A 22,909-nucleotide genomic window follows, 5' to 3' on the forward strand; every position below is an offset into this window, starting at 1 on the left:
TTATTGGAAAAATTTTGAGGGGTTATCACGTAACATCGTGTCCACATCGGCCTGACTGAATCCTGACTGGCGCAGCTGTGGGATAAAGGTGGTTAACAGGTAGTCGTAGCCATTACCGCCATTGGCTTTTAAATGCGAGCGGCGGGTAATATCCATAGAGAGCATGACGTGGCTAAGCAGTCCGCGATCGCGTAGCGCATGCAGCATGGCGATGCGTTTCTCGTCCGGGTAATAGTTGTTTTTACCGATGGTATCGAACTGCACATACGCGCCGAGATCGATCATACGATAGATGTTGTCGAGGTTATCTTTCAAATCGCAGTGACCCACGGTCACGCGGGAAAGGTCGACGCCGTGCGCCTTCAGCAGAGCCAGCTGCTCCAGGCCCATCGTGCTAAATGAGGTGTGGGTCGAGATAGGGCGTCCGGTTTCGCTATGCGCCCGCGCTGCGGCGATAAATACCTTCTCCTCAAGCGGCGTAATTACCCCTTCGCTGGAGCCGATTTCCGCGATAATTCCGGCTTTCAATTCAGTGCCATCAATACCGACGACAATCTCATCGACCATCTCCTGCGCGAGCTGTTCCACGCTGCGGGCCGAGACATGTTCAGGAAAAAACGCATCCTGGTAATAGCCTGTACAGGCCATAACGTTAATCCCGGTATCGCGCATCAGTGAGAGCATGAATTGCGGATTACGTCCCATATAGCGGTTGGTCATCTCAATAATGTTGCTGACGCCTGACGCCCGGAGATCCTTCATCTCCTGACAGATGAGATCGTACTGATCTAACCGGCAGTCGAGGTTATTCTTGAACCCGGAGAGATCGATATGCAGATGCTCGTGGACCCAGGTGTAGCCCGTCGGATCAAAATTCATAAGGTGTCTCCTGAAAGCCGTAAAGCCGAAAGAAAAGAGCTGCCGTTTTGCGGTCGCTGCGCGCCAAAAAAGTCACACACCGTCGCGCCAACATCGGATAACGTCGTCCGAATGCCTAATTGCGCAGGCTCCAGCCCCTGCTGATACACCAAAACTGGCACCACTTCCCGGGTATGATGGCTGTGCCCAATGGTCGGATCGTTGCCGTGATCGGCCATGACCACCAGACAGTCATTGGGATCCATAGCGGCCAGAAGGCGCGAAAGATTAAGGTCAACAAGCTGCAATCGTTCGGCATACCGCGCGACGTCTTCAGCGTGTCCGGCAAGATCGGTTTCCTGAATGTTGGTACAGATAAATACCGTCGACTCAGCGTTAAATTCGTTAAGGGTGATATCCATGATCTGCTGGCTATCCACCAGGTTTTGCCAGTTGCGCCCGTGCGCGTTGCCAACAATATCCGCCACTTTACCGACCAGCACGGTAGGGATTCCGGCGTCATACAGTTTTTGCGGCACCTGTACCTGCTCATCTACGCCAAAGCCCATATGCCTGACCTGAAAACCGCTTTCATACGCGCCGGAGCGTGGGGCATTAATGCCGACAAAGCGCCCTTCCATCGTTTCGGCGGCATCCAGAATTCGCTGGCTGTTTGCAAGCTGGCCGCCAAAGGTGATAACGCGCCCGACCTGAACCTGCTCGCGCACGACGCGGCCAATCTTTAGCACCTCATCAAACGCAATGGCGGACAGGTTAGCTGTGACGTTGTAGACCTGACCTAAATCCGCCTCGAGGTTATCGCCCACCGCAACCGCATCGTTGACCCACAGAAACGCCAGCTCGCCACCACGACGTTCCACCTGCCAGCCAGCCGCTTTCAGTGCTTGCTCAACACCATCGATGACGTCGTTAAATGGCATCCGCAGCGGCGCCTGAGGCCGTGTGCCTAAAATTTCCTGATGCCCCATAAAGGTATCGCCACCTTCATGCTGCAACTCTGCAACGCCCCAGACTGCCGATGCTGACGGTTTCATCACGCCCGGCGCATAGCCCAGGGCGTTTATCAGCCCCAACTTTTCCAGCGTTGGCAGCCGTAACTGCGGAAGTTCACCCAGGATATGTCCACAGGTATTCGCCCCGGCATCCTGGGGTCTGACCCGCGCGACGTCTTTCATTGCGCCGACGCCAAAACTGTCGATTACCAACACCACGAATCGGGCCATTAGTCCTCCAGAATATTGCCGAGACTGTCATAACGCGCGACGATTTCAGCCGCGCCACGCTGGATACCCGACACCAGCACCACGTCGCTACGCGTCACGAAGATCTGTGTGCGGAAGCAGAAGATCACTGCGCTGCTCACCGGAAACTCACCAGCCACAGGCAGGTAGTAATCGATACTGCTGTCGTCCACGGGCTTTAGCTTCGCGGCTATGGGGACGTCATTTTCCGGCGTAAAGACCAGCGCATTTTGCGCATGGCCGCGACGGTAATAGCCCCCGCCGTAGCAATAACTGTCCCCGCGAAACGTGTGTGAGACCTCGCTCAGCCACAGCATCGCAATACGCTCAGGCTGGTCACCCTTTTGATTGGAAGGAATGGTGCCAGTCAGCGCATGACCCGGCTCGGCGTGGGTGACGCCATATTCCGCAAGCAAGGGTAATGATGTGCAGCTACTGGCTGACGGCGCATTAAGCTGATCAATGGTAATTCCGGCTTGTGACAACTGACGTCGGGCGCTCACCAGCGTGTGCAGATTAGGCGTCGGTATCGTCTGCGCGGAGTTTTCATCCCATAACAGGCATGGGAAATGGGTGAGGCCGCTCAGGCGCAGGCCTGGCAGTCTGCGGATTTCATTGACCACATCCGTCAGATACATCAGCGGAAATCCGCTTTCTTGCCCCGGATAGAGAAAATCATCCTTGTCATACACCTTTAGCATCACGTTTTGCTGGCAACCGGCCTTCACCGCCGCCGCCGAAACTTCGCGCGCTTTCTCCAGCGAAAACAACGTAATGACCTCGGTTCCTTGTGCGACAGCCTGATTGACCTGTCGCGAAGGGATCTGCACCAGATGTCCCTGATGCGCCACCGGCAACCCGGCACGTCGCATGACGCGACTCTCCTTATAATCCACGACCACAATGCCTTCATAGCCAAGCTGCAACAGCTTGTCGGCCAGCCACGGATTGCGTCCAACCTGTTTGGTCATCAGATACAGCGAGATGCCATGCTGCCTGGCGACGTCCAGCAGGCGTTTGCCATTCTCAATAACCTGGTCAACATCAATAACCCAACTGTCAGGCGCGATCTTTCCCTGCAGCCACAGCGCGACAGCGGCGGAGATTAGCGCGGGGTTCTGGCGTTTCAATGCGTCTATAAACATTTCTCTGCCTCGTTTCTAATCCTTCAGCTAAATATTCATTTTTTTGAATATTTAAGATGCAATAAGCTATTTCTCCATTGATTTCAGACGCCTTCGTTCTCCGCCATCCACAATCCATACAAGTTTGCCAGCATGTAGCCTTCTTCATTCGCGTGCAGCGCCACCGTAAACTCTTTCAGCAGTGCCTGATGGATCAATAAAATAGTCGGCCAGAGATGAGATTGCGCCAGCTCCTCCAGCAGCTCACCATCCAGCGCTTCAATCACCTCGCCCTGGCGACTGCGCATTAGCGCACTCGCCATATGCGTCATCGCCATGGTTCCTTGCTCGCTGTGAACCGGCAAACGCCATTCTTCTTCCAGCCGCCTGACTACCTGCAGCATACCGCTGCAAATATCCTTGTCGATAACACCTGCTTCACACAGCAGGCTCAGCCTGTTTTCCATGTCGTTCGCCTTCACCTAATAACTGGGTTCCTGTTCACCGTTCGCCACACGTTGTTGGTGGGCAAGCAGCGCCTCTTTATTAACAACTGCCCGCAGTAGTTGTTGCATCGGATAATCCTCTGCCCGGGTCAGCACTACCGCCTCCGTGGCCTGCAGAAATCGCGGATCGTTGGTAAGCGGTGTGGCTTCTAATCCCAGTACCGCCAACTCAGCTTCTGCCACCACGTTCCAGATCACCGCATCGACATCTCCTTTCGCGATGCGCTGCAAGCTCTCGTGATAGGGCATATCGATCAGTTCAACGTCCCGGCCACCAAAACAGGCCTCGGTCATGATTTTCTGATCCGCCGAGCGATTATCGAGTCCGACCCGTTTTACCGCGGCACATTCGCCCTTGCGACAAATCAACTGGTGTTCGCCGACGTAGGTATGCGGCCCCAGCGCCAACGTGATGCGCAATCCATCCCGGGCAAGGTAACTTTCCGCCGCCAGACGAGAAACCACCGCCATGTCGTAGACGCCGTTTAGCAGGCATTCCACGCGAATATCAGCCCCACGCATGTGTGCGTAATAAAACGGGATCCCATCGAACTGCGCTTTCAGCCCACTCGCCAGCCCTTCATATAAACGGGTGTAAGGCAGCGGCATCGCACAGACCACGTTATTAATATCCACATGCTTAAGCAGCGTACGATTATCCATCTCCACCAGGTAACTACCATTACGCCCACGACGCTCAATACGGATAGCCCCTGACGATTCCAGTGTTTTTAGCGCGGCCTGCGTTAATCCCACCGACGAGTGGCATTCGCTCGCCAGTTCATCAATGGTTTTCAAACGGTTACCACACTTTTCACCGAGCAGGTAACGGGCCAGAGTTGTCAGTACAACCCCTTCCTTCTTGATAAATGTCCGACTCATTATATATTTTCAGTAAATTGAATATTTATATCTTCATTAAAATGAAGATATAACGCAAAGAGGAAATATGCAAACGGCGAGGTGCTTCACAGTTTTTGCTACTCACAAACGAACAGGCGAAAAAAAACCGGGTGTAACCCGGTTTCTTCAGCAACGCAGAAAGTATTACGGCCTGGCAACAAAGCCAATAGCTTCATACACGGCTTTCAGCGTAACAGACGCACGTGCGCTGGCTTTTTCCGCACCGTCTTTCATCACTTTCTGCAGGAAAGCTTCATCGTTACGGAAACGGTGATAACGCTCCTGAAGCTCGGTCAGCATACCGGAAACGGCCTCTGCGACTTCACCTTTCAGATGACCATACATTTTGCCTTCGAAGTGCTGTTCCAGCTCCGGAATGCTCTGGCCGGTGACCGCAGAGAGGATATCCAGCAGGTTGGAGACGCCCGCTTTTTCTTTCACATCGTAACGAACAACAGGCGGCTCTTCCGAGTCGGTCATCGCGCGTTTGATTTTTTTGACGACTGATTTCGGGTCTTCCAGCAGGCCGATGACGTTGTTGCGGTTGTCATCAGATTTTGACATTTTCTTCGTCGGCTCCAGCAGCGACATGACGCGCGCGCCGGATTTTGGAATGAACGGCTCCGGCACTTTGAAAATGTCGCCATACAGGGCGTTGAAGCGCTGGGCGATGTCGCGGCTCAGCTCCAGATGCTGTTTCTGATCTTCGCCAACCGGGACCTGGTTGGTCTGATACAGCAGAATATCTGCCGCCATCAGTACCGGATAATCAAACAGGCCGGCGTTGATGTTCTCCGCATAGCGTGCGGATTTATCTTTGAACTGGGTCATACGGCTCAGTTCACCGAAATAGGTGTAGCAGTTCAGTGCCCAGCCTAACTGTGCATGTTCCGGCACGTGCGACTGGACGAAGATGGTGCTTTTTTCAGGATCGATACCGCATGCCAGGTACAGCGCCAGCGTATCCAGCGTGGCTTTACGCAGCTGCTGAGCGTCCTGACGAACGGTGATAGCATGTTGGTCAACGATGCAGTAGATGCAATGGTAGTCATCCTGCATGCTCACCCACTGACGCAGCGCACCCATATAGTTGCCAATGGTCAATTCACCTGAGGGCTGTGCGCCACTAAAAACGATGGGCTTAGTCATTTTTTGATTCCTGATTTTCGCTATGCGGAAGCCCGAGAGCGGGCAGTAGTTCATTAATACGGTCGTAAATAACGTCAGGCTGGCTCAGCGCGATCGACTCGCCGTAGTTGTAGCCATACGTCAGGCCAACGGATGGACAACCAGCAGCTTTTGCCGCCTGAATATCATTGCGTGAATCCCCTACGAAGAGCATTTGCTCAGGCTTGATGCCAAGCCGGCTTGCCACCAACAGCAGCGGGTCCGGATGAGGTTTTTTATTCTGCACGTCGTCACCACCGATGACCACGCTAAAGTATTTGGCGATATCTAACGCCTCAAGCAATGGCGCGACAAACGGCGTCGGTTTGTTGGTTACCAGACCCAGCGGCAATCCTTTCGCATGCAGTGCGCCCAGCGTGTCGGCAACATCAGGGAACAGGAATGTCCCCTCTTTTGCGACATCGCCGTAGTATCTGTCGAACAGCTTGCGCAAAATACGCACCTGTTCCTCGGCGGGGATATCATCATCAACGGGCGGTTTGCCCATCGTTTTACGTAAGGTCGCACGCTCCTGACGAGACCACGCCAGCGCGCGCTCCATCAGGACATCTGCGCCGTTACCAATCCAGGTGATAACGCGTTCTTCACCGGCCACCGGCAGTTCCAGCGCATACAGCGCCATATCTACCGCAGCGGCTAATCCCGGCGCGCTGTCAACCAGCGTGCCGTCGAGGTCAAATGCTACGCCCCGAATATCCTGAAACTTATCCATGACTTACCTTCGCCAGTTCATTGCGCATTTCATCAATGACTTTTTTGTAGTCTGGTTGGTCGAAAATAGCAGAGCCTGCGACAAACATATCCGCACCCGCAGCCGCGATCTCACCAATGTTATTCACCTTAACGCCACCGTCCACTTCCAGACGAATGTCATAGCCAGACTCATCAATACGACGACGTACTTCGCGCAGCTTATCCAGCGTTTGCGGGATAAAGGACTGTCCACCAAAACCTGGGTTAACAGACATCAGCAGGATCACATCCAGCTTATCCATGACATAGTCCAGATAGCTCAGCGGCGTTGCAGGGTTGAACACTAGCCCCGCTTTACAGCCATGCTCTTTGATCAGTTGCAAAGTGCGATCGACGTGTTCGGAGGCTTCCGGGTGAAAAGTAATGATGCTGGCACCGGCCGCTGCGAAGTCAGGGACAATACGATCAACAGGCTTCACCATCAGATGAACATCAATCGGAGCGGTGATGCCATATTTACGCAGCGATTTCAGTACCATCGGGCCGATGGTCAGGTTCGGCACGTAGTGGTTGTCCATGACGTCGAAGTGAACGACATCAGCGCCCGCGGTCAGCGCTTTCGCGGTGTCCTCACCCAGGCGGGCAAAATCAGCCGACAGAATTGAGGGGGCAATCAAATACTGTTTCATCCGCTTCTCCTTGAGAATTATTTTTTCGCAGGCGTTGCGACTCCTGGTTTGTATAGTGCCAGCAGTTCGTTCACCTTTTTACGTGTGCCGCCGTTGCTGCTTATACTGCGCCGCACTTTGACCTGAAAATGTTTCGCCGCTCGATACCATTCGCGGGTATCCGGCGTGTCATGATTCGAAATTAACACCGGGATCTGCTTACTGACCAACTTTTCTGCCATCTCGGCCAGATGCGCCTGCTCTTTCGGGCTAAAGCTGTTGGTATGATACGCGGTGAAATTTGCCGTCGCCGAGAGCGGTGCATATGGCGGGTCACAGTAGACCACAGAGTTGATATCCGCGCGATCCATGCACTCTTCATAGGAGAGGCAATGGAACTCTGCATTTTGCGCTTTTTCGGCAAAATGGTACAACTCGGCTTCCGGGAAATAGGGTTTTTTATAACGACCAAAGGGGACGTTAAACTCACCGCGCAGGTTATAACGGCATAACCCGTTATAGCCAAAACGGTTGAGATATAAGAACAGCACTGCACGTCGGAACGGGTCCTGGCAGGCATTAAATTCTTCCCGGAACTGGTAGTACACCTCAGCCTGATTCGTTTCAGGCATAAACAGCTCACGTGAAGCCTGCACATACTCATCGGTACGCGTCTTCACGATGTTATAGAGACTGATAAGGTCGCTGTTGATATCGGCAAGAATATAACGAGAAAAGTCGGTGTTGAGAAACACCGACCCGGCACCCACGAAGGGTTCAATCAGGCACTCACCCTTAGGTAAATGCCGTTTGATATCATCAAGCAGGGGATATTTCCCCCCTGCCCATTTCAAAAAAGCGCGATTTTTTTTCATGCTGACTAACTAATTACACCTTCTCCGGCTGTGGAGAAAGCTCCGACAGCATCCTGCGCTTTAGTCTTTGTCCCGCAATTGGGCGAAACAGCAAACCATTGCAGAACATATCCTATCTTACTTCAAATCGGCCTGAACCTGGTGCAGCGGTTTTGCCCACGGGTTTTTCGCCTGAATGTCGGCGGGTAACGTAGACACTGCACGTTTCGCATCTTCTTTAGACGCATACACGCCCGTCACCAAAACATACCACGGTTGACCGTTACGCGTCGTCTGGTACACCACGTAGTTCTTCAGGTTCTCTTTCTTCGCCCAACCATTCAGGTTGTCGTAGTTAGAGGAACTGCTGAGCTGCAGCGTGTAGTGACTGGATGGCGCTGATTTTAACGCGCCAACGTTCCCTGCACTTTTCGCACCACCAGCAACCGGTGTTGCTGTCGTTGGTGCGGGTGTTGCAGTCTGCTGAGCTGGCGCGGTGCTTGCCGTTGCTTTTGGCTCAGTTGACGCTTTAGGTGTAGCGGTTACCACTGGCGCTTTCGTTGTTGTCGTCGGCGCGGTCGCGGTCACAGTCGGTTTCGTCTGAGCGACAGGTTTCGGCTCTGTCGGTGTCGCTTTTACCGTGGTCTGCGGCTTGCTCTTCGGCTCAATAACAGCCTGTTTGCGTTCCTGATGTGCAGCTGAAGTACGTTCTGCTGGCTCAGTCTTCGCAGTCTGACGCCCTGCATTGCCATTGCGAACTGGTGCTACGGTAGCAGGTTCAGTTGGCAGCGTAGAGTTGACTACGACGTTGTTAACCTGTGCCTGACCTTGCGGCTGCGTCAGCGCATTGTTCAGATCGCCCTGAACTTCAACGCGCTGCTGACCTTCTGCTGTGGCAGGAGCCTGGCCTTGAGTCGGGGTTGAGGAAATCGGCGGCAGAGAAACATCCTGCTGCGTATTGCCAGCGGTCTGCTCAGCACCCGTCGCAGGCATTGTGGTGTTCGCCTGATCCGTCGCATTGCTGCCAGAAAGATCGATGCTCTTCTCACCAGGCGCAGCCTGTTCGCTGGAAGAGGAAGATGAGGGGGCCTTCAGCGCAGAACCGATACCGACAATCAGCAGCAACAGTACCAGAACACCCACACCCATCATAATGTACTGACGGGAGGCTGGTTTACTGACCGCTTTTTTACGCTTGCGTGGGCGACGTTCTACACGTTCTTCATCCACAACATCGTCATCAGATTCATAGTCTTCTTCAATGTCCTGCTCTTCATCACGCTCTTTACGTGCCCGCGCAGGACGGCGATCATCGGCATCCAGATCAACATCATCAAAATTGATTTGCGGCTCATTATCGCGTTCAGACGATTGACGAGAACGACCAGTACGACGATCGCTGGGATCGGGTTTCAGCTCGTCTTCTGGTTTGAATTCATCCATTTAACACCCCACTCAAAGGTTAATGCTTACGACTTTGCACATAACCTGAAGCTAAAAGACTTACGCTTTACAACGCAAGCCTGACCTTTCTTGTTGTTACGCCTGCTGGCAATCAGCAATCGCGTTAAGAACCACCTCGTGCGACACTCCGCCGCGCACTTCACTCTTCCCTATCGCCTGCGGAAGCACTAAACGAATCTCTCCCGCCAACACTTTTTTATCTCGCAGCATGTGCGGCAAATAAGCCTGTGTAGACATTTCACGCGGCCCATTCACCGGTAAACCTGCGCGCTGCAACAGCGTAATAATGCGCTGTGTTTCAGCGGAGGTAAACTGGCCCAACCGTTCTGACGTGCGGGTAGCCATTACCATACCTGCCGCGACGGCTTCACCATGTAACCAATTGCCATAACCCATTTCAGCTTCGATAGCATGGCCAAACGTGTGTCCCAGATTCAGTAAAGCACGTAAGCCCATTTCGCGCTCGTCCGCTGCGACAACTTCTGCTTTCAGCTCACAACAACGGCGAATACAGTACGCCATTGCCGGACCATCCAGACGTAATAATGCGTCCAGATTTTCTTCCAGCCAGCTGAAAAATTCACCGTCAAGGATGATGCCGTATTTGATCACTTCCGCCAGGCCCGATGCCAATTCACGCGCAGGAAGCGTTTTCAGACAGTCGAGATCCACCACCACGGAAGCTGGTTGGTAAAACGCGCCAATCATGTTTTTACCGAGGGGATGGTTTACGGCGGTTTTACCGCCTACGGAGGAGTCAACCTGCGACAACAGCGTTGTCGGGACTTGAATAAAACGAACACCACGCTGATAGCTGGCTGCTGCAAAACCGGTAAGATCGCCAATCACGCCGCCGCCAAGTGCGACCAGCGTGGTATCGCGACCATGCGGTTTTTGCAGTAACGCAGTGAAGACCGTATCCAGAACCGTCAGACTTTTATACTGCTCGCCATCGGGAAGGATAACGCTATCTACGTTAACACCCGCCTGTTCAAGTACGCCGCGAACCTTATCGAGATAAAGGGGAGCCAGGGTTTCGTTGGTCACCAACATAACCTGATCGCCCGATTTCAGCGGTAAGAATGAAGCTGGCTCATTAAACAAACCAGCCGCGATGGTGATAGGGTAACTACGTTCCCCGAGAGTGACTGTAATCCTCTCCATTACGCGACATCCACCTTAGTTACTTGTACCCGCAGACGAGTGTGTATTCAGCCAGAACTAGTTGCTTTCCAACATATGAATAATCTGGTTTGCTACGACTTTCGCGCTCTGATCGTCGGTGCGAATGGTCACGTCGGCAATCTCTTCATACAGAGGGTTGCGTTCGTCAGCCAATGCTTCCAGAACTTCACGCGGCGGCGATTCTACCTGCAGCAGCGGGCGTTTCTTGTCACGTTGAGTACGTGCAAGTTGTTTTTCAATTGTCGTTTCAAGATAGACCACGACGCCACGCGCGGAAAGACGGTTACGTGTTTCACGTGATTTTACAGAGCCACCGCCAGTTGCCAGCACAATACCCTGTTTTTCCGTCAACTCGTTGATGACTTTTTCTTCGCGATCACGGAAGCCGTCTTCACCTTCTACATCGAAGACCCAGCCCACATCAGCTCCGGTTCGTTTCTCAATCTCTTGATCAGAATCGTAAAATTCCATATTGAGTTGTTGAGCTAACTGGCGCCCAATAGTGCTTTTTCCGGCACCCATAGGCCCAACCAGAAAGATATTGCGTTTCTCTGCCATTTTTTCGGTACTACTAAGACTATTCGTTAATGGTAAACCCGCTTCGCAGACACCCAGCGCAGCAGGACATGAACTGAAACCTCATAAGATATTGCGAGAGTCAGACTGAAAATTATCTCAATACTCAAGCGGGTTTGGCAACTGAATAAATCACCAAACCTTACGCATTTCTGGTCGTGGCAGGCATGCTACCCTGCAAACATCTGACCTGACGACGTGTCGTGTAGCCAAATGACGCCAAATAAGCCTATGACACACCACCGGAAAGGCAAAGCGTATTCACTGCTGCATAAGTAAAGAAAAGTCCCGACACTCAAATCGGTACTCCTTGTATGCTAAATACACCCGCACGTCAAATCTCTGAAACGTGTTCAGCGCAAAAACAACGGGTTTTCATGCATAAGTTATTCTGTTGGGACCAGTCTGGGCGTGATAAAAACCACTAACTCACGCCGCTCATCTTCTTTACCATCATGACGAAAAAAATGGCCGAGCAACGGAATGTCGCCGAGTAACGGCACACTGTCAGCGGCTGATTTATTTTTATGTGAAAAAATCCCGCCCAACGCGATCGTTTCACCGCTCTTAACCTCCACCAGGGTTTCAATTTCCTGCTTATCGATAGCCAGCACTTCGCCATCAGCCTGCTGTAGCACCTGCCCGGGGACATTCTGGCTAATATGCAGTTTCAGTCTGATCCGCCCTTTCTGCAGCACAGTCGGCGTTACCTCCATCCCCAGCACCGCTTCTTTAAATTCGACGGAAGTCGCGCCGCTTTCACCACTGGAGACCTGATACGGGATTTCACTACCCTGCTTAATACTGGCAGGTTGCAGATGAGAAGCCAGTAATCGAGGGCTGGCAATGATGTCGAGCTGCTGTTTTTGCTCCAATGCGGACAACTCAAGCTCCAGCAAACGACCATTAATGCGGCCAATATTAAATCCCACCCGCGATGTTGCAGTAGACACGGAAAGATCGCTGGCAAGCGTGGTGACATTCCCCACCGCCCCTGGCAATTGTGCATCTGCCAGCGACCACTTCACCCCCAGCTCACGCAAACTTTTTTCATTAATCGTGACGATATGCGCCGCCAGCTCGACCTGTTCAACGGGCAAGTCCATTTGCGCCACCCACTGTTCCAGTATGTTTAGCGCAACAGGATTGTCTCGCAGCAGTAAGCGGTTGGTACGTTTATCGACCGTTATACTTCCTTTAGTACTCAGCAGTTTTTCACCGGCTTTTGCCAACTCGGCGGCATCCGCGTATTGCAAAATTATGCTGCGATGTTCCAGCGGCAAACCAGCCTGAATCCGCGCTTGTTCACTCTCCTGACGGGCTGTATTGTCGTTTTGCCAGCGTACAGTATGCACATGCAGGATGTTTCCCTCCTGACGTAACACCAGTCCGGCGCTTTTTATCACCGTCTGCAATGCCTGTTTCCACGGCACATCCGTCAGATGCAATGACAGCACGCCACTGACATCCGGTGACACCACCAGATTTTTCTTCTCCTGCACCGCCAGCGCCTGCAGCACCTGTACAACGGGAACATCATCCACCACCAGCGTCACGTTTTGTGCTTTCCCAGCCAGCACGCTGGGTATTACGGTCATCAGCACGATGACTATCCACCGCTTCATTCGCCTCTCCTTGTCGTTGCCACTGCCACCGTGATGGCTCACAATCGTTCCCTGTGTCGATAGTTACGCTTTGGGCTGTCACCTGAGATACCCTCCAGATGCTATTCAGAACATCTCGTTGCTCGACCCTCCGCCATTTGTGTTGACCATCCTGCATAAAACCAATTGAGCGCCCTCCCTGGATCACCGCCCCCTGATAACGCCATGCCGACAACTCAGCCAGCCGGCAGAGATCCTCTGGTGGCTGAAAGGGATTGCGCATGCCGGTCAATAGCAGCACGCTAAAACACGCGAACAGCCAGCGCTTAGTCATCATTCAGACGCTCCAGCTGTATCGTCAACAACACGTCAGCATCTTCTGCACTAAGAGAAAACTGACTCGTACTCATCCCCTGCTCCGCCAGTCGGGCAAACACCTGTGGGACCGCATCCCACGCAGTTTTCAGCGCCAGTTCGCCTCCCCGTACGGAGGGGTTGCCAGTGGATCAGACGTGTAAGAGAGCTTTGATATACCAATGGGGAAAAAGGAACCGGCCTCGCTTCAGAAGGAGAAAAGGGCTGTTCAACCGATGACGCCAGCAGATACAGATTGCGCCATTGTTCCTGAATCGCCACGCGTTGACGGACTAATGCTGCCTGCTGCGCTTTGCGTTGCTGCTCTGCAGGATAAAGGCACAACAGCGCAGCTGCGATCAGAACCAACATCCAGCCGCCCCAGCACAAAAGTCGAAACCGCGGCGTCTGCGCTAACCAGCCATCACAAAGCGTCTGCATGCATAACGCTCCGTATCAGACGATAGTGAAACTGCCAGTGTCCCTGCGCATCTTGTCGCGTTTCCCCTGAGCTTCCCAACTGAAAACCAGGGTGTTTACGTAATTGCGACTCCAGTCTATGAAGCGCAGCAACGTTCAGCGTCAGCCCTGTCAGCTCCAGCGTATCCTGCTGCCAGGTCATTCCTGTTAACCACGCCTGTTCTGGCAGCAACCCGGCCACCCCTTGTAAAACAGACTGCCAGCTTCGCATCTGTTCACGCCGTTTTTCTCTTTGTTGCGCCTGCTGCCATTGTTGTTGACGCTGTTGCAGGCGCGGCTTGAGCGCTATCAGGGTTTCAGCCCGTATTTTTTCGGCATCAGCCAGCAGTACATCGACCCGATTATCTACGCGAGAAAGCGCGTAATAACCCAATGCGATACCCATAATAGCCAGTAAAGATCCACTCAATAACGCTCCCCACCATTGCAGACGGTCATACCGCCGTGACTGACGCCAGGGCAAAAGATTGATGGTCTCCGTCATCAGTACACACCTCCCATCGCCAGCCCAAGCGCAACAGCAAAGTTGTGGCTATCCGTAGGAATCGGTGGCTGGCGAACGGACACCGCATTTAAAGGATCAAAACCACCGGCGTCACATAGCGCAATATCCGCAGGGCAAAGAGATAATGCCGCGGCAAGCGCGTCGATATCGTCAATTTCCCCCGTTGATTTACGTCCCCATGCCGAACGGGTCGCCCATAACCACTGGGCGTCATCACGCCAGACCAGACACTGTTGATGTTCTGGCAGGTAGGGAATTAATCGCTGTAACGCGCTGGCATCCGGCGTAATGGCCGTAACCTGTACTTTCAGGGGATGCATCAGTGTCAGGAGTGCCGATATTTCTTTGCTTTGTGCCGCCGTCACGTTGAACGCCGGGCTTAGCGTGTCTTCGCTATAATCAAACTGCAGCGCATCCGGCTCCATATCCAGTTCGCGAGCCATTGCCCCAGACAACCATGCCGTTTGCTCTGGTTCGCGCAGAGCCATTGCTGGACGGGGTAACTTTTTTTGTAACGTCCTGTTGGCCGGAAAAGAAAGGTGAATATGGTGCCTGTGCGGTAGCTCACGGCTCCACGGCAGGAGCACCGCAGTAAGCTGTTCCGGCTCACGAATGAGCCCATCAACGACAACCTGATGTGCCAACGGCATACGCCACCAGCGTTGTAGGAGCCAACCGGATGCGTCACGGACGATAGCGACAGCCAGCACGTCATGTTGCTGAATATGCAGACCAATTTTCCATATACGAAAAGCCATTGCTGATGATCTCCTTATCACCCGTTCCTTCCACGGGTATATCAATGCGTCTGGCTTGCCTTTATACTACCGCGCGTTTGTTTATAAACTGCCCAAATGCCACTAAATGGGAAATCTCCAGTGAAGTTCGTAAAGTATTTATTAATCCTTGCAGTATGTTGCATCCTGCTGGGAGCAGGCTCGATCTATGGCCTCTATCGCTATATCGAGCCACAATTACCTGACGTCGCGACGCTAAAAGATGTGCGTCTGCAGATCCCAATGCAGGTTTACAGTGCTGACGGCGAACTCATCGCGCAATATGGCGAGAAACGTCGAATTCCGGTTACGCTGGATCAAATGCCGCCGGTAATGGTTAAAGCCTTTATCGCCACAGAAGACAGCCGCTTCTATGAGCACCACGGGGTGGACCCGGTGGGGATCTTCCGTGCGGCCAGCGTCGCGTTGTTCTCCGGCCACGCCTCACAAGGGGCAAGTACCATTACCCAACAGTTGGCGAGAAACTTCTTCCTGAGTCCGGAACGTACGCTGATGCGTAAGATTAAAGAAGTGTTCCTGGCTATCCGTATTGAGCAATTGCTGAGTAAAGACGAGATCCTTGAGCTTTATCTGAACAAGATCTATCTGGGGTATCGCGCCTATGGCGTGGGTGCTGCCGCGCAGGTCTATTTCGGTAAAACGGTGGATCAACTCAGCTTAAGCGAAATCGCGGTGATTGCCGGTCTGCCAAAAGCGCCGTCAACCTTCAACCCGCTCTATTCGATGGACCGGGCAACTGCGCGCCGTAACGTTGTACTGTCGCGTATGTTGAGCGAAAACTACATCACCCAGGCCCAATACGATCAGGCGCGTAGTGAAGCGATCGATGCCAACTATCACGCGCCGGAAATCGCTTTCTCAGCGCCGTATCTGTCCGAGATGGTGCGCCAGGAGATGTATAACCGTTATGGAGAGAAAGCCTATGAAGACGGGTATCGCATCACCACCACCATTACGCGCAAAGTCCAGCAGGCGGCTCAGCAGGCAGTACGTAACAACGTGATGGATTACGACATGCGCCACGGCTACCGCGGCCCGTCGAACGTGCTGTGGAAAGTGGGCGAAAGCAGTTGGGACAGTAAAAAAATCACCGATACGCTAAAAGCGCTACCGACCTACGGCCCGTTGCTACCCGCGGTTGTCACCAGCGCCAACCCACAGGAAGCAACCGCTGCGTTGGCGGATGGAACATCGGTGTCATTACGTATGGAAGGTATGCGCTGGGCGCGTCCTTATCGTTCGGATACCCAGCAAGGCTCGACGCCGCGTAAAGTAACCGATGTGGTTCAGGCCGGGCAGCAAATCTGGGTACGCCAGGTTGGCGACGCCTGGTGGCTGGCGCAAGTGCCTGACGTTAACTCCGCACTGGTCTCCATCAACCCGCAAAACGGCGCGGTGCTGGCGCTGGTTGGTGGTTTTGACTTCAACCAGAGCAAGTTTAACCGTGCCACCCAGGCATTACGCCAGGTGGGTTCTAACATCAAACCTTTCCTGTATACCGCCGCGATGGATAAAGGTCTGACTCTGGCGAGCATGCTCAACGACGTGCCGATCTCCCGCTGGGATGCTGGTGCCGGCTCCGACTGGCAGCCGAAAAACTCACCGCCGCAATATGCTGGCCCTATCCGCTTACGTCAGGGGCTGGGTCAGTCGAAAAACGTGGTGATGGTTCGTGCCATGCGCGCCATGGGTGTGGATTACGCGGCAGAGTATCTGCAGCGTTTCGGCTTTCCGGCACAGAACATTGTGCATACTGAATCACTGGCGCTGGGTTCAGCCTCGTTCACTCCGCTGCAGGTTGCTCGCGGCTACGCGGTAATGGCAAACGGTGGATTCCTGGTCGACCCGTATTTCATCAGTAAGATTGAAAGTGATATGGGTGGCGTTATCTTTGAGGCAAAGCCAAAAATTGCCTGCCCGGAATGTGATATCCCGGTAATTTATGGCGATACGCAGAAGTCTAACGTGCTGGAAAACAGTAACGTTGAAGATGTTACGGTATCTCAGGAACAACAAAACGCCGCCGTGCCAATGCCACAGCTGGAACAAGCTAACCAGGCGCTGGTCGCACAAAGCGGAACGCAAGAATACGCACCACACGTCATCAACACGCCGCTGGCCTTCCTGATCAAGAGCGCGTTGAACACCAATATCTTTGGTGAACCAGGCTGGATGGGAACCGGCTGGCGTGCAGGACGCGATTTACAGCGCCATGACATCGGCGGGAAAACCGGGACAACCAACAGCTCGAAAGATGCATGGTTCTCCGGCTACGGCCCAGGGGTTGTGACCTCGGTATGGATCGGGTTTGATGATCATCGTCGCGATCTCGGACATACGACGGCATCCGGCGCGATCAAAGACCAAATCTCCGGCTACGAAGGTGGCGCGAAGAGTGCACAGCCTGCGTGGGATGCCTACATGAAGTCCGTGCTGGAAGGTGTGCCTGAGCAGCCGCTGACGCCGCCGCCGGGTATCGTAACGGTCAATATCGATCGCAGCACTGGTCAACTGGCAAGTGGTGGCAACAGTCGCGCAGAGTATTTCATTGAAGGCACTCAGCCGACGCAGCAGGCGGTGCATGAGGTGGGGACGACCATTATCGATAATGGTGAGACGCACGAGTTGTTCTAATCTTTTGCCGGATGACGCTTCGCTTATCCGGCCTACATTTTCGGCGCAATTATTTGAAAGTGCTGAACTCTGTAGGCCGGATAAGGCGTCAGCCGCCATCCGGCAATATAAACTACAATCGCCCCAGCCCTTTCAGCCATTCGCGCACGAGGAACAGCGCACTGACATTACGCGCTTCGTGAAAATCAGGATCCTCCAGCAGATCCATCAAATGCGCCAGCGGCCAGCGCACCTGTGGCAATGGCTCGGGCTCGTCACCTTCCAGCGACTCAGGATAAAGATCCTCAGCGACCACAATATTCATCTTGCTGGAGAAATAGGAAGGCGCCATGCTGAGTTTTTTCAAAAACGTCAGGTCCTTCGCACCGTATCCCACTTCTTCTTTCAGTTCACGGTTAGCCGCTTCAAACACGCTTTCACCCGGATCGATTAACCCTTTGGAAAAACCAAGCTCGTAGGATTCGGTTCCGACCGCATACTCGCGAATGAGGATCAGGTGATCATCCACAATCGGCACAATCATTACCGCTTCGCGCGTGGATGGGCGCATACGCTCATAAACACGACGTACGCCGTTGCTGAACTCAAGGTCCACGCTTTCGACTTTAAACAGCCGGGATTGTGCGACGGTTTCCACTTTCAAAATCGTGGGTTTTTGTAATGATTTGCTCATCATGAGGATCTTTGCTGTGAAATCTGGGGTTATTGTGCGATATACAGCACGGTTTCGGCAATGTGAATTGCCGTTTATTTACATTTATGTAACGTACTAAAAGTTAATCCCTATTTCAAATTAAAAGTCAATAGGTTGAAATAACTCCAGGAATTTGCTGATATTCCATTTTTGGTGATTTTGCTATTATTCGCATTTATTGGGCTGTACTTAAAGATGCTCAAGTTCAACTCCACACTTGCCGATAGCCAACCACAGAATCACGAATATTGAACAGGGTGCGACTGACCACGCCTGACAGACTAAGTAAGATGGGGAAAGCATGAGCACCATTCTGATTTTTTTAGCTGCTTTGCTGGCCTGCTCATTGCTTGCAGGGTGGCGATTCAGATCAAAATTCAGACAACAAAAATTACCGTTGAGCAACGTCTTCTCTGACGCCTCTAAGCGCAAACTAACACCCGAAGAACGTGGCGCGGTCGAAAACTATCTCGAAAACCTCAGTCAAATTCAGCAGGTGCCTGGCCCAACAGGTGCCAGTTCGGCACCGGTATCGTTAACCCTGAATGCCCAAAGTAATAGCGTCATCGTACTGACGCATTCAATTACGCGCTATGGCATCACCACCGACGATCCGAATAAATGGCGCTACTATCTCGACTCCGTCGAAGTGCATTTGCCTCCCTTCTGGGAACAATACATCAATGACGAAAACAGCGTTGAGCTGATCCACACCAATACGTTGCCGCTGGTTATCTCGTTGAACGGTCATACGTTGAAAGAGTATATGCAGGAAGCGCGCGGCTACGCCCTACAGCACACCGCGTCTACTCAGGCATCTATTCGTGGTGAAGAAAGCGAGCAGATTGAACTGCTGAATATTCGTCAGGAAACGCATGAAGAATACGCTCTCAGCCGCCCGTCGGGATTGCGCGAAGCGTTACTGATTGCCGCATCATTCCTGCTGTTCTTTTTCTGTTTAATCATACCAGACACGTTCGTACCGTGGACCGCCGGTGGCGCGGTGTTGCTGCTGGCTGCCGGTCTGTGGGGCCTGTTTGCACCACCGTCTAAAACGGCTCTACGAGAAATCCACTGTCTGCGTGGAACTCCACGTCGCTGGGGGCTGTTTGGTGAAAACGATCAGGAGCAAATTAATAATATCTCCCTGGGTATTATTGACCTGATTTATCCACCACACTGGCAGCCTTACATTGCGCAGGATCTCGGCCAGCAAACGGATATTGATATCTATCTGGATCGCCATGTTGTCCGCCAGGGGCGTTTTTTATCTTTGCATGACGAGGTGAAAAACTTCCCGTTGCAACACTGGCTACGCAGCGCCGTTATTGCCGGCGGTTCTTTGCTGGTATTGCTAATGCTGCTGTTTTGGGTTCCGTTGGATATGCCAATTAAACTTACGCTTTCCTGGATGAAAGGGGCGCAAACTGTTGAGGCCACCAGCGTTAAGCAACTGGAAAAGGCAGGCGTTCGCGTGGGCGACACGCTGCATCTGAGTGGCACGGGGATGTGTAACATCCACACTCAGGGGAGCTGGAACGCACAACCCGCGACACCTTTTATGCCATTTGATTGTTCGCAGATTATATGGAATGACGCGCGCGCCCTGCCGCTGCCTGAGTCCGACCTGGTCAATAAGGCGACCGCACTGACCCAAAGTGTTAGCCGCCAACTGCATCCCAAACCCGACGATGACTCTCGCGTCAGCTCATCATTACGCTCAGCCATTCAGAAGTCCGGCATGGTGTTGCTGGATGATTTTGGCGATATTGTCCTGAAAACCGCCGATCTGTGTGCCGCCGAAGATGAATGCGTACGCCTGAAAAATGCCCTGGTTAACCTGGGTAACAGTAAGGACTGGAACGCTCTGGTTAAGCGAGCAAACGCCGGGAAACTGGATGGTGTGAATGTGCTGTTGCGTCCGGTAAGCGCCGAATCACTGGATAACCTGGTGAATACCTCAACGGCACCGTTCATTTCACGCGAGACCGCCCGGGCGGCTCAGGCACTGAATAGCCCTGCCCCCGGTGGTTTCCTGATTATCAGTGACGAAGGCAGCGACCTGGTTGATCAGCCGTGGCCTGCGACTTCGTTGTACGACTATCCGCCACAAGAGCAATGGAACGCTTTCCAGCGCCTTGCCCAGATGCTTATGCAAACGCCATTTCGCGCTGAAGGGATTGTCACCAACATCTCGACCGACGCCAACGGTACCCAGCACATTGGCCTGCACCGGATCCCGGATCGTTCAGGTTTATGGCGTTACCTTGGCACCACGCTGCTGATGCTCTCCATGCTGGGATGCGCTATCTACAACAGCGTTCAGGCATGCAGGCGCTACCAGCGTCATCGTTCGCGCATCACGGAGATTCAGGAATATTACGAGAGTTGCCTGAATCCAACGCTGATTGAAGACCCAGAAAGCCTGATTCGATAACACGCCCGCGCGACGGAATATGCTACCCTGTCGCGCATCTTGTTTTCCTCTGGGGAGTTTCCATGCACATAGATATTGCCTGGCAGGACGTCGACACCGTTCTGCTGGATATGGACGGTACGCTGCTCGATCTGGCATTCGATAACTATTTCTGGCAAAAACTGGTGCCGGAAACCTACGGCGCGCAACAGGGTATCTCTCCCCAGGAAGCCCAGGAATTTATTCGTCAGCAGTATCATGCCGTACAGCATACGCTAAACTGGTACTGCCTGGATTACTGGAGCGAACGCCTGGGTCTGGATATATGCGCCATGACAACCGCACAGGGACCACGCGCCGTACTGCGTGAAGATACGGTACCGTTCCTTGATGCCCTGAAAGCGAGCGGCAAACGTCGTATTTTGCTCACCAATGCGCATCCGCATAACCTGGCGGTGAAGCTTCAGCATACCGGTCTGGCCTCACACCTTGATTTATTACTTTCCACCCACACATTTGGTTATCCCAAAGAGGATCAGCGGTTATGGCACGCTGTCGCTGAAGAAACGGGAATGAGTGCAGAGAAGACGTTGTTTATTGACGACAGCGAACCGATTCTCGACGCCGCTGCTCAATTCGGCATTCGTTACTGCCTCGGCGTAACCAATCCCGACTCCGGTACAGCGGAAAAACAGTATGCACGTCATCCGTCATTGAATGACTACCGCCGACTGATCCCCTCACTGATGTGAAGGAGACGCCATGAAAGAAAAGCCCCCTGTCGAAGTCAGGCTGGATAAATGGCTGTGGGCAGCACGCTTTTATAAAACGCGCGCAGTCGCCCGCGAAATGGTTGAAGGCGGTAAGGTGCATTACAACGGGCAGCGCAGCAAGCCGAGTAAGATTGTCGAGCTGAACGCCACCCTCACCCTGCGCCAGGGAAATGACGAACGAACGGTCATTATTAAAGCCATTAGCGAGCAGCGTCGCCCGGCAACTGAAGCCGTTATGCTGTATGAAGAAACCGCGGAAAGCGTGGAAAAACGCGAAAAAATGGCGCTGGCGCGTAAACTTAACGCGTTAACCATGCCGCACCCGGACAGGCGACCGGACAAAAAAGAGCGCCGCGACCTGTTACGATTTAAACACGGCGACAGCGAGTGACTGTCACCTGCAAGAGAGATGATTATGCCGCAACATGACCAATTACATCGTTATCTGTTTGAAAACTTTGCCGTGCGCGGCGAACTGGTAACCGTTTCACAAACCCTGCAACAGATCCTCGAAAATCATACTTACCCACAGCCGGTCAAAACCGTGCTGGCGGAGCTGCTGGTTGCCACCAGCCTGCTGACCGCAACGCTGAAGTTTGCCGGTGATATCACTGTGCAGTTGCAGGGCGACGGTCCGTTGAGCCTGGCGGTAATTAATGGCAACAACAACCAACAGATGCGCGGCGTGGCTCGTATACAGGGCGATATCCCTGAAGATGCCGATCTGAAAACCCTGGTGGGCAACGGCTACCTGGTGATCACCATTACCCCGGAAGAAGGTGAGCGCTATCAGGGCGTGGTCGGTCTGGAAGGTGACACGCTGGCGGCCTGCCTGGAAGATTACTTCATGCGTTCAGAACAGCTGCCGACGCGTCTGTTCATCCGTACTGGCGACGTCGACGGTAAACCTGCTGCTGGCGGTATGCTGTTGCAGGTCATGCCAGCGCAAAACGCGCAGGCAGATGATTTCGATCACCTTGCAGCACTGACAGAAACCATCAAAGCCGAAGAGTTGCTGACGCTGCCAGCCAACGAAGTTCTGTGGCGTTTGTACCACGAAGAAGAAGTCACCCTCTACGATCCGCAGGATGTGGAGTTCAAATGTACCTGTTCACGCGAACGCTGCGCGGGCGCTCTGAAAACGCTGCCGGATGAAGAAGTTGACAGCATTCTGGCGGAAGAAGGCGAGATCGATATGCACTGCGATTACTGCGGTAGCCACTATCTGTTTAACGCCATGGATATTGCAGAGATCCGCAGCAACGCCTCCCCTGCCGATCCACAGGTGCATTAATCACCGTTTTGCCCGGTGGCGCGCAGCTTTAAGGCCTACGGTAAAACTTTTGTCGGCCGGATAAGGCGCTCGCGCCG

At 53.2% G+C, this 22,909-nt stretch carries 24 protein-coding genes; 5 read left to right on the top strand and 19 right to left on the bottom strand.

The window, feature by feature from the left end; all coding sequences use genetic code 11:
* From OGX91_RS07805 to OGX91_RS07885, 18 genes are all read right to left on the bottom strand, one after another.
* Complete coding sequence (locus OGX91_RS07805) at positions 1–879, bottom strand: phosphotriesterase-related protein (protein ID WP_005121652.1); 879 nt, start codon at positions 877–879, stop codon at positions 1–3.
* Positions 876–2,102, bottom strand: a complete 1,227-nt coding sequence (locus tag OGX91_RS07810) for a phosphopentomutase (protein WP_286625879.1) — start codon at positions 2,100–2,102, stop codon at positions 876–878. Before OGX91_RS07810 ends, OGX91_RS07805 begins: the two co-directional genes overlap by 4 nt.
* Positions 2,102–3,265: a YhfX family PLP-dependent enzyme gene (locus OGX91_RS07815; RefSeq protein WP_286625881.1), complete on the bottom strand. Its 1,164-nt coding sequence runs from the start codon at positions 3,263–3,265 to the stop codon at positions 2,102–2,104. Before OGX91_RS07815 ends, OGX91_RS07810 begins: the two co-directional genes overlap by 1 nt.
* A gap of 83 nt (positions 3,266–3,348) precedes the next feature.
* Positions 3,349–3,711: a hypothetical protein gene (locus OGX91_RS07820; protein ID WP_005121649.1), complete on the bottom strand. Its 363-nt coding sequence runs from the start codon at positions 3,709–3,711 to the stop codon at positions 3,349–3,351.
* A 15-nt stretch (positions 3,712–3,726) separates the two neighbouring features.
* Positions 3,727–4,632, bottom strand: a complete 906-nt coding sequence (gene yhfZ / locus OGX91_RS07825; protein WP_005121648.1) for a GntR family transcriptional regulator YhfZ — start codon at positions 4,630–4,632, stop codon at positions 3,727–3,729.
* Positions 4,633–4,797: 165 nt separating this feature from the next.
* Positions 4,798–5,802, bottom strand: a complete 1,005-nt coding sequence (gene trpS, locus OGX91_RS07830; RefSeq protein ID WP_286625885.1) for a tryptophan--tRNA ligase — start codon at positions 5,800–5,802, stop codon at positions 4,798–4,800.
* Positions 5,795–6,553, bottom strand: a complete 759-nt coding sequence (gene gph / locus OGX91_RS07835; RefSeq protein WP_182289714.1) for a phosphoglycolate phosphatase — start codon at positions 6,551–6,553, stop codon at positions 5,795–5,797. The genes trpS and gph overlap by 8 nt, the downstream gene beginning before the upstream one ends.
* Positions 6,546–7,223 (bottom strand): ribulose-phosphate 3-epimerase, encoded by a 678-nt coding sequence (gene rpe, locus OGX91_RS07840; RefSeq protein WP_040231743.1) that lies wholly within the window; start codon positions 7,221–7,223, stop codon positions 6,546–6,548. Before rpe ends, gph begins: the two co-directional genes overlap by 8 nt.
* A gap of 17 nt (positions 7,224–7,240) precedes the next feature.
* Positions 7,241–8,077, bottom strand: coding sequence for an adenine-specific DNA-methyltransferase (gene dam, locus OGX91_RS07845; RefSeq protein WP_040231742.1), 837 nt, complete (start codon positions 8,075–8,077; stop codon positions 7,241–7,243).
* 117 nt (positions 8,078–8,194) lie between these two features.
* On the bottom strand, positions 8,195–9,499 hold the full coding sequence (gene damX / locus OGX91_RS07850) for a cell division protein DamX (RefSeq protein WP_286625886.1): 1,305 nt from the start codon (positions 9,497–9,499) through the stop codon (positions 8,195–8,197).
* 96 nt (positions 9,500–9,595) lie between these two features.
* A complete protein-coding gene (aroB, locus tag OGX91_RS07855) occupies positions 9,596–10,684 on the bottom strand; it encodes a 3-dehydroquinate synthase (RefSeq protein ID WP_286625887.1) in 1,089 nt (362 codons plus the stop codon).
* 57 nt (positions 10,685–10,741) lie between these two features.
* The gene (gene aroK, locus OGX91_RS07860; RefSeq protein ID WP_003023552.1) at positions 10,742–11,263 is read right to left on the bottom strand and encodes a shikimate kinase AroK; all 522 of its coding nucleotides are present in this window, start codon (positions 11,261–11,263) and stop codon (positions 10,742–10,744) included.
* 404 nt (positions 11,264–11,667) lie between these two features.
* Complete coding sequence (gene hofQ / locus OGX91_RS07865) at positions 11,668–12,906, bottom strand: DNA uptake porin HofQ (protein ID WP_005121641.1); 1,239 nt, start codon at positions 12,904–12,906, stop codon at positions 11,668–11,670.
* Complete coding sequence (locus tag OGX91_RS07870) at positions 12,818–13,222, bottom strand: HofP DNA utilization family protein (protein ID WP_072041457.1); 405 nt, start codon at positions 13,220–13,222, stop codon at positions 12,818–12,820. Before OGX91_RS07870 ends, hofQ begins: the two co-directional genes overlap by 89 nt.
* Positions 13,212–13,322, bottom strand: coding sequence for a HofO family protein (locus tag OGX91_RS24195; protein ID WP_502873345.1), 111 nt, complete (start codon positions 13,320–13,322; stop codon positions 13,212–13,214). The genes OGX91_RS07870 and OGX91_RS24195 overlap by 11 nt, the downstream gene beginning before the upstream one ends.
* Complete coding sequence (locus OGX91_RS07875) at positions 13,270–13,680, bottom strand: FtsB/FtsL family cell division protein (protein ID WP_286625890.1); 411 nt, start codon at positions 13,678–13,680, stop codon at positions 13,270–13,272. The genes OGX91_RS24195 and OGX91_RS07875 overlap by 53 nt, the downstream gene beginning before the upstream one ends.
* Positions 13,664–14,203: a PilN domain-containing protein gene (locus tag OGX91_RS07880; RefSeq protein WP_040231735.1), complete on the bottom strand. Its 540-nt coding sequence runs from the start codon at positions 14,201–14,203 to the stop codon at positions 13,664–13,666. Before OGX91_RS07880 ends, OGX91_RS07875 begins: the two co-directional genes overlap by 17 nt.
* The gene (locus tag OGX91_RS07885; protein ID WP_040231734.1) at positions 14,203–14,982 is read right to left on the bottom strand and encodes a type IV pilus biogenesis protein PilM; all 780 of its coding nucleotides are present in this window, start codon (positions 14,980–14,982) and stop codon (positions 14,203–14,205) included. Before OGX91_RS07885 ends, OGX91_RS07880 begins: the two co-directional genes overlap by 1 nt.
* A 120-nt stretch (positions 14,983–15,102) precedes the next feature.
* On the opposite strand from OGX91_RS07885, the gene mrcA reads away from it, so the two are divergent.
* A complete protein-coding gene (mrcA, locus tag OGX91_RS07890; protein ID WP_286625893.1) occupies positions 15,103–17,655 on the top strand; it encodes a peptidoglycan glycosyltransferase/peptidoglycan DD-transpeptidase MrcA in 2,553 nt (850 codons plus the stop codon).
* 112 nt (positions 17,656–17,767) lie between these two features.
* On the opposite strand, the gene nudE is transcribed toward mrcA, so the two are convergent.
* A complete protein-coding gene (gene nudE / locus OGX91_RS07895) occupies positions 17,768–18,328 on the bottom strand; it encodes an ADP compounds hydrolase NudE (RefSeq protein WP_040231782.1) in 561 nt (186 codons plus the stop codon).
* 322 nt (positions 18,329–18,650) lie between these two features.
* On the opposite strand from nudE, the gene igaA reads away from it, so the two are divergent.
* From igaA to hslO, 4 genes are all read left to right on the top strand, one after another.
* Positions 18,651–20,786, top strand: a complete 2,136-nt coding sequence (gene igaA, locus OGX91_RS07900; RefSeq protein WP_149691830.1) for an intracellular growth attenuator protein IgaA — start codon at positions 18,651–18,653, stop codon at positions 20,784–20,786.
* Positions 20,787–20,848: 62 nt separating this feature from the next.
* Positions 20,849–21,517, top strand: coding sequence for a GMP/IMP nucleotidase (yrfG, locus tag OGX91_RS07905; RefSeq protein ID WP_048213552.1), 669 nt, complete (start codon positions 20,849–20,851; stop codon positions 21,515–21,517).
* Between the two features lie 10 nt (positions 21,518–21,527).
* Positions 21,528–21,929, top strand: a complete 402-nt coding sequence (gene hslR / locus OGX91_RS07910; RefSeq protein WP_048213553.1) for a ribosome-associated heat shock protein Hsp15 — start codon at positions 21,528–21,530, stop codon at positions 21,927–21,929.
* Between the two features lie 24 nt (positions 21,930–21,953).
* Complete coding sequence (hslO, locus tag OGX91_RS07915) at positions 21,954–22,832, top strand: Hsp33 family molecular chaperone HslO (RefSeq protein ID WP_005121631.1); 879 nt, start codon at positions 21,954–21,956, stop codon at positions 22,830–22,832.
* The last annotated feature ends 77 nt before the right edge of the window (positions 22,833–22,909 follow it).

The organism is Citrobacter sp. Cpa228 (assembly GCF_030333085.1).
GTDB lineage: Bacteria > Pseudomonadota > Gammaproteobacteria > Enterobacterales > Enterobacteriaceae > Citrobacter > Citrobacter pasteurii.